The 10,925-nt window shown below is 47.2% G+C and carries 11 protein-coding genes and 2 pseudogenes; 1 reads left to right on the plus strand and 12 read right to left on the minus strand.

The window, feature by feature from the left end:
• Positions 1-80 precede the first annotated feature (80 nt).
• From FDX14_RS20915 to FDX14_RS20965, 10 genes and pseudogenes are all read right to left on the minus strand, one after another.
• Positions 81-413: pseudogene (locus tag FDX14_RS20915) on the minus strand (type II toxin-antitoxin system PemK/MazF family toxin).
• Positions 414-671 carry an AbrB/MazE/SpoVT family DNA-binding domain-containing protein gene (locus FDX14_RS20920; protein ID WP_137350174.1) on the minus strand — a complete coding sequence of 86 codons (258 nt, stop codon included), beginning with the start codon at positions 669-671 and terminating at the stop codon, positions 414-416. It lies immediately after the preceding pseudogene.
• A gap of 189 nt (positions 672-860) precedes the next feature.
• A pseudogene (locus tag FDX14_RS20930) lies at positions 861-953 on the minus strand (helix-turn-helix domain-containing protein); the annotation flags it as partial.
• 48 nt (positions 954-1,001) lie between these two features.
• Complete coding sequence (locus tag FDX14_RS20935; protein WP_137350175.1) at positions 1,002-2,027, minus strand: AbrB family transcriptional regulator; 1,026 nt, start codon at positions 2,025-2,027, stop codon at positions 1,002-1,004.
• 65 nt (positions 2,028-2,092) lie between these two features.
• Positions 2,093-3,325: an ATP-grasp domain-containing protein gene (locus FDX14_RS20940; protein ID WP_137350176.1), complete on the minus strand. Its 1,233-nt coding sequence runs from the start codon at positions 3,323-3,325 to the stop codon at positions 2,093-2,095.
• Entirely contained in the window at positions 3,325-3,963 is a 639-nt protein-coding gene (locus FDX14_RS20945) for a 2OG-Fe dioxygenase family protein (protein WP_042309146.1), read from the minus strand. Before FDX14_RS20945 ends, FDX14_RS20940 begins: the two co-directional genes overlap by 1 nt.
• A gap of 159 nt (positions 3,964-4,122) precedes the next feature.
• Positions 4,123-4,326, minus strand: coding sequence for a 2-hydroxymuconate tautomerase family protein (locus tag FDX14_RS20950; RefSeq protein WP_038639801.1), 204 nt, complete (start codon positions 4,324-4,326; stop codon positions 4,123-4,125).
• Between the two features lie 15 nt (positions 4,327-4,341).
• Positions 4,342-5,682 carry a hypothetical protein gene (locus FDX14_RS20955; RefSeq protein WP_137350177.1) on the minus strand — a complete coding sequence of 447 codons (1,341 nt, stop codon included), beginning with the start codon at positions 5,680-5,682 and terminating at the stop codon, positions 4,342-4,344.
• A gap of 240 nt (positions 5,683-5,922) precedes the next feature.
• Complete coding sequence (locus FDX14_RS25530) at positions 5,923-6,354, minus strand: FAD/NAD(P)-binding protein (RefSeq protein WP_137398661.1); 432 nt, start codon at positions 6,352-6,354, stop codon at positions 5,923-5,925.
• Complete coding sequence (locus FDX14_RS20965) at positions 6,351-7,541, minus strand: MFS transporter (protein ID WP_079224648.1); 1,191 nt, start codon at positions 7,539-7,541, stop codon at positions 6,351-6,353. The genes FDX14_RS25530 and FDX14_RS20965 overlap by 4 nt, the downstream gene beginning before the upstream one ends.
• Positions 7,542-7,649: 108 nt before the next feature.
• Between FDX14_RS20965 and FDX14_RS20970 the strand changes: the two genes are divergently transcribed.
• Positions 7,650-8,522 (plus strand): LysR family transcriptional regulator, encoded by an 873-nt coding sequence (locus FDX14_RS20970; protein ID WP_042309157.1) that lies wholly within the window; start codon positions 7,650-7,652, stop codon positions 8,520-8,522.
• A 105-nt stretch (positions 8,523-8,627) separates the two neighbouring features.
• Here FDX14_RS20970 and cbl read toward each other — a convergent pair whose 3' ends face one another.
• Together cbl and nac are read right to left on the minus strand one after the other, a co-directional pair.
• On the minus strand, positions 8,628-9,578 hold the full coding sequence (gene cbl, locus FDX14_RS20975) for an HTH-type transcriptional regulator Cbl (protein ID WP_042309158.1): 951 nt from the start codon (positions 9,576-9,578) through the stop codon (positions 8,628-8,630).
• Positions 9,579-9,679: 101 nt separating this feature from the next.
• Positions 9,680-10,597, minus strand: coding sequence for a nitrogen assimilation transcriptional regulator NAC (gene nac / locus FDX14_RS20980; RefSeq protein WP_042309161.1), 918 nt, complete (start codon positions 10,595-10,597; stop codon positions 9,680-9,682).
• Positions 10,598-10,925: the final 328 nt, after the last annotated feature.

A 10,925-nucleotide genomic window follows, 5' to 3' on the forward strand; every position in this document is an offset into this window, starting at 1 on the left:
CGAGTCCAGTCAGAGGAGCCAAATTTAAAAAGCCTGCTTAGGAAACTAAGCGGGCTTTTTGCTTTTTTGCGTCTCTGGTGTTAACTCAGAATCGCATCCAGCCTTGCAAGCACCTCATTGACAACGGCGTCAGGTATGCGTTCCAGACACTTGCCGTTCCGGGCCGCCATATCTATAGTTCTGGGCTAGTCGCAGCCAATAACGCCCATTGTTTTTGTCCCCGCCCCTTCCAGTGAAACAGTGAAACCTGCCGTGCGAGCAAAGTTTCCGCCACTGGTGACGGGAACGACAATAGGTAGCCGGGTGAACTTATTAAATGATGCCTTCGATACGATAAGTACCGGACATTTTCCGCTTTGTTCATGTCCGGCTGTAGGATCCAGTGAGACGAGCCAGATTTCCCCTCTGTCCATTTACAGGACCTCTTTGCCCACCGCAGGCGCATCAATCCATATCCGATCCTCGTCGCTCATTTCGGCGTGCGGATCGCACTGTGCCAGCAGTTCCTCAAGCGAATAACGGGGCCGTTTCTGGGGTTCAATAATCAGGCAGCCATCATCAATGGTCATACCCACTTCGCTGTCCGTCGACAGCCCCAGCGTTTTCAGCACGGCGGGAGGGACCGCCAGTATGACGGATCCGCCAACCTTTTTCAGACGAGTGGTATACATAGAGCACCTCCGGATATTATATTTTAATAAAACATCTGCGGCGAGCGATGCACAATTATTCATCAGATTCATTGTGATTTCCTGAGCGTAATAAAGCGTGAAAACTGTTTTTGCGGTTCAAAGGATTATGACAGATCTGATAAACGAAATACGGCGCACCTTCCATATCCGGACTGCACCGGAGGAGCATCAGCGATAGCATGAAGGCCAGATTTTTTCAGGCACGACGTCAAGCGCTTCGGCAATCAATCTCTCGCCTTTGGGCCAGTGGCGGATAAGCGCAATAATAACCGCAACGCCACAACATTACCTTGCTCTTCAAGGAAGACATTAATCCACTTTCATCTGTCTTTTGCGAAAGAAAACCAATGCTGGAACGGTATGAATGAGAAGCATACGAATAATATGATTCGCCATAACAAAGCTCGCATCCGCTTTTAACGCCAGCGCAGCAAATGACATCGACTCCACGCTGCCGGGAACCCAGGAGAGCATCAACACCGGGAAGGGATAATCCAGCAAGCGCGCCGAGATAAATGCCATGATTATCGTCACCCCCAGTCCAATCAGAACAAGCTGTACCGAAGACCGAAGATGACGACTAAATTCAGCCATCGAATAAGTCGTAAAATGATGCCCCAGCAAGATCCCCATCAACACCATGCTAATCTGGTTAAAGAGATCGGGAAAAATTAGCGGTTGTGAAGATAAAGGGTGCAATGCCGCCGCGCAAACCAGCGAGGTTATCATAAAGGGTGCAGGGAAATGTAAGCGCTCCAGAAACTTCCCCGCAATATATCCTGCTAATACCATTCCGGTCAGCCAAAGCAGATTGTGCCCGGAGAATAAAACGGCTGGAGTCGCTGCCAGAATATCTGCAGATGCCCCACGCGTGATATACCCGGCCAGAAACGTCAGGGTAATGAGACGCAGAGAATGCGAGATCACAATCTTTTGTGGCGGCGTCTTAATATGGGAGGCTAACGCCAGTACCGCCGCCATCGCTCCTGGCACCGCACCTAAAAGCGCCTCTTCTTTACTCCAGCCTAACCGCCGCACACACCAGAAGTAACTCAAGGTAAATTGTAAAGATAAGCAGAGTAATAACAAAGCAAACAAAAGGCTTATCTGCCGATGCTCGCCATATGAAAAATCTCTGAACATAATCCCTATCGAGATTCCGAGAGAAAGCTGGATAACCGTGATACTCCCCGGCATTGAGGATACGGAGAACCCAATACGTTTGAGCATAAACACGGTAAAAAGGGCACCAAACATCATGCCCAGCGGAACGTTACAGAAAGTGAATCCCTGCCCGACGAGAAAACAGAGGATAATACCTGCCAATACTCTCATCCAGTACCTCTCCAGGCCGGTTGTTCAGATAACAATAGTTTTCGCTGGCACCATCATGAATATATTCAGTGCACCGTATCTTTAACCCAATGCGTATTATCGATCACCCATTGCGTTAGCATCGCAAGATGTTCCTCAATTTCGCGACTGGACTCACCTTCAACAATAGCACTGACAATCTCACCATTCGTCAGTTTCATCACATCGTAATGACGTCCGACAACACCTGTAGCCCGATAATTGATCACAAAAGGTAACGGACATTTATCCGCAATAGCCTGTAAGGTTCCTTGAGAAGGCGGCACATTCAGTTGTCCAACCCGGATAACAGGTATTCTTTGCGCTAAATCCCGCGGATACGTTTCGTTCAGACAGGCCTTCAGCCATGTCATACGCGGATCGAGGCCAAACGCCGCACCTAACTCTTCATTAACGAAACATCCGCCTAACCGGCAGGCAAGCTCGCCGAAAATAATATTACCGCCCTGATCCACAAATACCTCAAGATGAAGTAAGGTGTTTTTCTCAATAGGGAAGACTTCTTTTGCAAGGTATTTTGTATAGTCAATCAACTTCTGGTGTAGTGGATTATCATCTTCCATGACCAGCCCTAAGGTTTGCCCTGATAGAAAATCAAGACAAGATACCGTGGCCCGAGAGGCGGAAATAAATATGGGTTTCCCCTGCAGATACAACGCGTTGATCTGATAAGCCTCACCTTCGATAAACTTCTCGATTAACAGATTATGGTATTCAGAGGATTTCATCTGCGCCAGATATTTAAATAACTGACCTTCATTTTTTAAAACCACCACTCCCAGAGATCCACGTCCATCATTTGGTTTAATCACGCAGGGATATCCTTGTTGCGCAATAAATGAGGCCATTGCCGTCGCATTTCCCACGCGAGCCATTGCTGGAATCGGTAACTGATATTGCTGCACACGGGATTTCATCAGAAACTTATCGCGAAACAGGATCACCGCATTCTCACGCCCCTGCGTTAAACCTAAACGATCGCTGATCCTTGCCGCTCTGAGCACATCAATTTCAGCCAGGAAGTAAATACCGCTGGCGTTGTTCGAACGAGCATAATGATAAATATCCAGTTCTACCAGGGGATTATCGTTAAAGTTTTCATAAAACAGAAAGGTAAAATCATTCCCCATATGATGCAAGATCGCCGCTTTTTGACTAGCGCAGGTGGCTATCACTAACGGCGTTGATTGCTGGAGTTCATGCCAGGCGTTTGGCGAGTGTTGTAAAAGAATTTTGGGTGGGCACAGTAAGATGTTCATTATTTTTCACTCTCGATATCAAACGTAATGACAAACACATCCCGAAATCCTTTCCCGGGCAACAGCGGTACGATAGGTGCGGTATAATGCAGATAATTAACATCATTGAAAATGATCGCCTCCCCCGCCAGAATTTTGAAGGTTGTTGCGTCATTTCCGCCGTCGTGATGAGGGATTAACGTAGTATCGCCACCGGCGATATTTTCCATTTCGCTGCAATAGACGGCAATGAACTTAAAGCCATCCTGATGTATACCTTCCGGAGCTGGATAGCCCGGTTGTCGATCATGTGTTGTAATTCTTATTTGATGAATACCTACGTTATAGTTCTCCTTCGGTAGCAATGGCAGTAATTTGCTAAATACCAGATTCATAACTTCTTCGGCAACATCCTGTTTTATTTCTGGATACTTTCTGCTGATACCACCTGAATACGTATTAACTTTTTCAGACTGAAAGAAAACTCCGGCCTCACACAAACTAAAATATTTTTCACACCCTGCTTTTGCCTGAAGATAACTTCGAAAACGAAATTTTCCATCTTCAGCTTTAAGCCAGGGATCAGGTAGCAACTCATCAAAGCTTTTTTTAACATTAATCGAGGTATTACCCAAACGTATATGATGATAAGCATGCATATATGACATCCTCAGAAAAGAGACAATAATGTATGTTGGTTATTTTTCTCAACTTATGACACCGGCAAGGGCCAATATCATTACCTGCATCTTGGGCAAAATACGATGACTGCGGATATCAGGCGAGGAACGCACGTTCCCCCGCCATCACATTCACTATTACTGGCTTTTTTTACGCAACTCGGTCACCGGTACGCCGCCAATCCCCCAGTTATCGGTATCGACTTCGTCAATAACCACAATGGTTGTAGCAGGGTTTTTATTAAGCACATCCACCAGTAGCTGAGTCGCACCTTCCATCAGCTGTTTCTTTTGTTTATCGGTCACACCTTCTTTAGTGATCTTAATATTTACGTAGGGCATAACAACTCCTGTAAACTAAATGATTGTGGATAATGCGCCGAGGTAGCTAAGCGCAAACAGGTTAAACAGCAGAACATAACCATAATGCATCTGGAAACTGGTTCTGCCGGGAGAAACATTAAGGCTGTTAGCAGCAAAAATTGCGTTTATCGATACCGGAGATAGCAGTTGCGTAGCAATAAAAAGGCAAATCCAAATCTGATAATCCACCACGCTGCCGGAAAGATAGTCGGAAAAAATCGACCACGACACGCTAAATATAATTAGGGGATGAATACCGAGGATACCAGGCAAGGGCAGAACAAATAAAATAATGGCATAGCACTGAAAAGTTGTAAGACCGCTAACAAACGCTGTAATGCCTTGCGGGATGTTTGCAAATAACATCATACATACCGATGTTAATAGGCTACATGCCAGGAGTAATACCACTTCGCCGGAGATCCCCTGAGCAGATTCAGACAGTTGTTGTGCCCACTGCTTTTTGCGATTCACAAAATGGCTGACGATAAAAAGAACAACTGCCGTGAAGGTGATGCTCTGCAAAGGATTCAACCCCAGCACGCTCAAAGATAGAATAAAGCTTCCCCAAAACAAGCCGATAAAAGCAAGAATCGAGGTCATATTGCCGCGGTCAGAAACCGTATGACTATCTTCGGCAACCAGTTGGACACGCGATTTCTGGTTTAACAGGATACTGAATAAAAACAGGGGAATGCCGACCAGCATCGCCGGAACATGAGGGATATCCGGCATAGCTGCCCATACTGCCGCAGCACCAATAGTCGTCGGCATTAAAACCATCGTGATACATACCGTACGAGTGACAATCTTCGCCAGGTTAAACTTCGGTTGAACCACTTTTTTCAGGCTATCAAGCAGGAGCGGAATGGCCCCAAGGCTCATTGGCCAGGTTAAAAAAGCGGTCAGCAACGTAATGGACAATGTGACTCGAGACGGTTTTTTCTGCAGTAAATATGCCCCCAGCGCAGCGTTAAAATTTATCGCGTTCATCACCTGCCGGAGTAATGCAATCCCCACCAGCAAGAGCATGACGTCTGAATATCGTACAAAAACAGCGAGGAGGTTAAGTTCCCCACTCTTGTTTGCTGTCAGTAGAAAAATCATCGAAGCGATAAAAATGAGGATCCCACTTCTTGCCGATGATTTTTTCCACCAGAATGAAAAAGTTGACAGGATATACAATATTGACGCAACGAGTGCAAAAGCAGACATCACGGGATATTTACCGGCAAGCACACAGGATGCAAGGAAAACACCCAATGAGATCACAATCATTGAGGATTGCAGATTTTGCCAGAGATTACCGTGCGTCTGGATTTGCTCAGTCTGCATTAATGACAACCTCATGCTGAACATTGCGATGGTGCAATTGTTGATACATATCGGTTACACAACGCCCGGCATCGACCAGGAACCTCGAATTGACAAGGGGTCGGGGCAATACGTAAGTGTAAAAATTAGCCCCTTCCGCTGGATTGCCTAACACCCAAATCGATTCTTGCGTTTCCCCAAGGCAGTTAATCGGATGCTGATTGATATCAATATCCAGCCCGCCTGGATGATAACCATCGTTCATAAAGGGACGCACAATACCGTTTTTAGTATTCTCTCATACGCCCAATTCAAATATTCCCCCAATAAGCGACGAGGCAAGTAATCATTTGCATCAATAGCTCTACCTGTTTCGCTTTTTATATAGCGATCATTCACTTTGCGATAACCCTGATTGTTAGCCCATTGATGAAAACATGGGCCCGGGCGAAAAGGGCCGGCATTTTTTACGGTCGCATCGCCAAACAATGTTATTTGACAGGCAACAGTATTAACTAATAAATGATCGGGCTGAGACAAACTATGCGCTCCCACACCCATGGCATTTTTATCAATAATAATGATCTGCATATGTTCATTAATCGCAGACTCTGTATGCAGGGCACAAATCCTTTCCAGAATACTTAAACCACGCGGTCCCATACCCAGTATAGCCACTGTCATTTTTTTCATTCTTTGCTCCAACTGTCTGAATATTTAACTTTACTGTATTGTAAATAGCTAATCCCTGCTGCGATGAATAACGAGGCTGCACCCAATAATATGGAATAGGTCATTCCATTTTTATTGCTCTGGAAAGCACTGACAATTAATGGACCGACGATCTGCCCGACCCCATAAGTCAGCGTAACGAGGCCAAGAAGGTTAATATTTTTTGGTGCCCTTATTTTTCTTGCCAGCGGCATGACCAAAGAACTGGTCCCCATGAATGTGCCGCCAAAACCAATACAGCTAATGGTTAGTAGCAGTGGTGAGTTAATAAATATGGCCATGACTACGCAACTCGCCTGAACAATTAAGTTAACACTTAGGCAGGATAATATATTCCACTTGCGCGCAGCCCATAACCAGCCATAGCATCCAGGAATAACGGCAAGACCGACAATGGACCAGATATGGTCGGCTAAAAAGGTGTTGCCAACCCCCCGGGCCATTAACGGTAAGTATGTAGCGACAATGATATAGCCGAATCCGGCCAGACCATACAGTAAGGCTAAATTCCACCACTGGATTTCAGGTTCCGCACTTACGACTGCTTTTACCGGGGGGATCATATGCTTATCTTTCGGCAATAAAATTACCAGGATGACGAAAAATATCGTTGAAAGTATGGAAGCGCCAATCCACAACAAGCGTGAATCTAACGCGTAAGACACGCCAGCAATGACATATTCATTACCGATAAAAATGCCTATTCCTACGCCTGAAAACAGTGAGGCGATAACAAAAGGATTATGGGTATGCTGGAGCACCAGCATTGAACCAAATATCATCATTCCCGCGCTTGCCACACCCGCAAGGAATCTGATTAACAGAATAATTTCAGGCTGAGTCACTTGTGCCATCAAAAAAATCAGCAGGGCTGTGAGTAACGCTGAAGCCAGTAACAGCATTCTTAACTTATTGATTGCGTTGAAAATACCGAAGGAGAAAAGGAGACTGCCGACGAGGTAACCTGCATAGTTTGCGCTGGCAATTAAGGATAATTGCGAAAAGGTAAAAAGCCCTTCATGAAGCATAACGGGAAGCATAGGGGTATATAAAAAACGCCCAATTCCCATTCCTAAGGTCAAGACGATCATACCAAATACAGCAGTACTCAACTGACGATGGCCAACAGCACTGTGATCGAGATCCATTTTTTGGCCTCAAAAGACGAATTAAGTTTGATTGTTATATTACACAGGGAAATGATAATAAAAAGTTAATAAAAATGACGAAAACATTCACTTTAGGTAATACCTTCTATGAACAGTACCTCGCTTAATTTGTTTAAAACGGTTGCGGAAACGGGTTCCATATCCGCTGCTGCACGTAGTCTGCACTGCGTTTCATCGAATGTCACAACCCGTCTCAAACAGCTGGAAGCCAGCCTTGACGTATCTCTGTTTGTCCGTGAGAAAAATCGTCTCTACATCACCCCTGAAGGCGAGCTTCTTCTTCGCTATGCCAACAAAATTCTGGCCCTGTTACACGAAGCGGAATTGTCCATGCATGGAACAAAAGTGGCGGGGCCGTTACGCATCGGCGCAATGGAAACGACCGCAGCGGTACGTCTGCCTTCGATACTGGCGAATTTCCACCGCGAAATGCCTTCCGTTGAGCTAAACCTGAAAACCTCCCCCACGGAGGTACTGGTGCAGCACATCCTGAACAATGAACTGGAAATCGCTTTCGTTGCCGATCATCAGGGACTGCACACGGAAAATTCGCCTCTGCAATCGCACATTTTATGTCAGGAAACGCTGGTACTGGTGACGGCGGCAGAACACCGGGATGTCATTACCGGCGCGGATCTCAAGGTGTCAAGACCGCTGGTCTTTGTTAAGGGGTGTAACTATCGCTCCCGTCTGGGACAATGGCTGCGGCTGCAGGGAGTCGATTATGCCGATCCCCTGGAGTTCGGCTCTTTTCAGGCGATCCTTGGCTGCGTGAGTGCCGGAATGGGGATTGCCCTGTTGCCAGAGAGCGTAGTCAGACAGTATGAACATAATTTTCCTATCCGTAGCCATGCGATTACGCCACAGATAGGTAACGTGAATACTATGATGATATGGCTTAAAAACCGAGAAGTCAGCCGGGTGCTTAATCGCTTTGTCTCATTTATTACCGGGGCTTAATTTTTCGCTACAGACAACGGCGCAATGCAGGCCGCAGAGTCAGTGGAAGACTGGCGCACTCAAAAGAGCGCCAGTGGCAACGTAATTGATATTGAAAAGCCCGCTTTATATCTGATAGTCAATCATCATTTCATCCGGCTCCATTGCCTGGCGCTTAATTTCATCCACGGATAATCCTGCGTTGCATAACTCGATGAATCGCCAGACATAGTTGCGCTGTAGTTGTCCTCGTTTCAACCCCAGCCAGACGGTGTTTGCATCAAATAAATGCCGGGTATCCAGACGGGTCAAACTGCCCTCCTCCTGCTCGCCACTGGATTGCTCTGCCACCAGCCCAATACCCAGTCCCAACGCCACATAAGTTTTAATCACATCCGAATCCTGGGCGCTGAGTATGATATCCGGCACTAACCCTTTTCGGGCAAACGCTTCATCAATACGCGAACGTCCCGTAATTCCCTGGCGATAAGTAATTAACGGCCAATGGGCGATGGATTCCAGCGTTAAAGGCGATGTCTTGACGATTGGATGGTCGTGCGGAACGAGCAGACTGTGGTGCCAACGAAACCAGGGAAAAGCCACCAGCAGTGGATCGCTACTCAGACGTTCACTGGCAATCCCAATATCTGCTCCGCCATTTTGCAACAACGCTTCGATCTCCTGTGGCGTGCCCTGAATAAGTTCCAGACGCACCTCCGGGAAAAGCTCACGAAATGCTTTAATCACTGCAGGCAGGCTATAGCGCGCCTGGGTATGCGTGGTGGCTATCGTCAGAACACCTGAGGTGTCATTGGTAAACAGATCCGCCAGACGGCGGACGTTGCTGGCCTCATTCAGAATACGTTCGGCAATGCCCAGTAAGGCTTTACCCGGTTCGGTCATGCCCAGCAGGCGTTTCCCGCGACGAATAAATATTTCGATGCCAAGTTCATCTTCAAGTTCACGAATATGTCGGCTGACGCCCGACTGCGAGGTATACAATATATTCGCGACTTCCGTCAGGTTGTAATCCTGACGGGCCGCCTCGCGGATTATTTTAAGTTGCTGGAAATTCACTTTACACTCCGGGCACATCAGACATTACGCTATTGTTAAAGTCTGATGCCCGGCATAACAAATAATAAAAACCTGCATCTTATTCCTCTTGGGAATAAGGTTTAGCTCACCAGCTGCAACTCACGGTTTTCCAGCATTGGTCGGCTAACCAGCGACAACAGGATCTCCTTGACTGCCTGCGCTTGTGGCGACAAGCTCCCCATGGCCGACACATTCAACGAGAGCGGCAGATTCATTGATGGAGCAGTAATCCGCGCCATCCAGCCATTTGCTGCATTGCACAGTGCGCGGGCTGCCGATTCGGGTAACACAGTGACGCCCATACCGCTGGCAATGGCAGCCGTTAAGGTCGAGATAGACTCGATTTCGCCAATGACTTTGGCCGTTAAGCGACGTAGCGAAAAAGCCTCATCCACCCGCAAACGCACCGCACTGTAATCCCGCGGCAAAAACAGATTCATCTGCGCCACTGCGGCTAAATCGACGCTTTGGCCTGGACAATCACGCGTCCCCACAAGGAAAAGATCCTCTTTCAGCAACGGCTGACAACTGATGCCCGCCACGGGCGAGCGCTCATAGAGCACTGCCATGTCTAATTGTCCGCTGAGAAGTTTGTCATTCAGCACTGCTCCACTGTTTTCATGCAAATAGACCAGTACATCAGGCAGTTCGGCACGTACTGTTTGTAACAGTGGCATAGTGATGGATGATGCTGCCGTACCCGGTGCCAGGCCAATAGAAACCTGACCACTCAGAGTCTGGCCAACATTATTGACTGCAAGTTGCGCCTGTTCACACTGACGTAAAATCGTTCGAGCGTGGGTATACAGCACTTTCCCCGCTTCCGTGGGCGTGACGCCGCGTTTGGTACGAATCAGCAATTGCTGATCCAGTTCGCCTTCCAGCGTGGCGACCTGCTGGCTCAGCGCGGGTTGCGCGATGTGCAACACTTCCGCTGCCTGGGTCAGGCTACCAATATCGACGATTTTTACGAAATATTTCAGTCGTCTGAAGTTCATTTTGCCTCCTGTCGGAATACCAGAACCCGTGCTGGCAGTCATGTGATTCAGGATTGCAAGATACTTGCCAGTTTCGTCTGAAGCTGCATTTTACGCTGACGCCGCGTCAGGTAAGGAGCAAAGTGAAGAACGACATTTTTTGTACGCTTATACAGATAACTGTGGCTGCCCTGGAAAAGGTAGAAGCGCACCAGAATGGGGCAAAAGCATAAAAAGACGGAAAGTTCGCCGCTTTGCTGATTTTGTCAGCAAACGAACGCACAATTGCATTTCGTCCTTTGACAACCCTCATCACCCTCGCTAATATGCGCCTCGTTCACACGATTCC

This window comes from Citrobacter sp. wls710, assembly GCF_005281115.1.
Taxonomy (GTDB): domain Bacteria; phylum Pseudomonadota; class Gammaproteobacteria; order Enterobacterales; family Enterobacteriaceae; genus Citrobacter; species Citrobacter werkmanii.

What these genes read in the sequence shown, in the direction of transcription:
- FDX14_RS20920 (WP_137350174.1), bottom strand. Translation starts at nt 671, where the DNA reads ATGTATACCACTCGTCTGAAAAAGGTTGGCGGATCCGTCATACTGGCG.
- FDX14_RS20935 (WP_137350175.1), bottom strand. Translation starts at nt 2,027, where the DNA reads ATGAGAGTATTGGCAGGTATTATCCTCTGTTTTCTCGTCGGGCAGGGA.
- FDX14_RS20940 (WP_137350176.1), bottom strand. Translation starts at nt 3,325, where the DNA reads ATGAACATCTTACTGTGCCCACCCAAAATTCTTTTACAACACTCGCCA.
- FDX14_RS20945 (WP_042309146.1), bottom strand. Translation starts at nt 3,963, where the DNA reads ATGCATGCTTATCATCATATACGTTTGGGTAATACCTCGATTAATGTT.
- FDX14_RS20950 (WP_038639801.1), bottom strand. Translation starts at nt 4,326, where the DNA reads ATGCCCTACGTAAATATTAAGATCACTAAAGAAGGTGTGACCGATAAA.
- FDX14_RS20955 (WP_137350177.1), bottom strand. Translation starts at nt 5,682, where the DNA reads ATGCAGACTGAGCAAATCCAGACGCACGGTAATCTCTGGCAAAATCTG.
- FDX14_RS25530 (WP_137398661.1), bottom strand. Translation starts at nt 6,354, where the DNA reads ATGAAAAAAATGACAGTGGCTATACTGGGTATGGGACCGCGTGGTTTA.
- FDX14_RS20965 (WP_079224648.1), bottom strand. Translation starts at nt 7,541, where the DNA reads ATGGATCTCGATCACAGTGCTGTTGGCCATCGTCAGTTGAGTACTGCT.
- FDX14_RS20970 (WP_042309157.1), top strand. Translation starts at nt 7,650, where the DNA reads ATGAACAGTACCTCGCTTAATTTGTTTAAAACGGTTGCGGAAACGGGT.
- nac (WP_042309161.1), bottom strand. Translation starts at nt 10,597, where the DNA reads ATGAACTTCAGACGACTGAAATATTTCGTAAAAATCGTCGATATTGGT.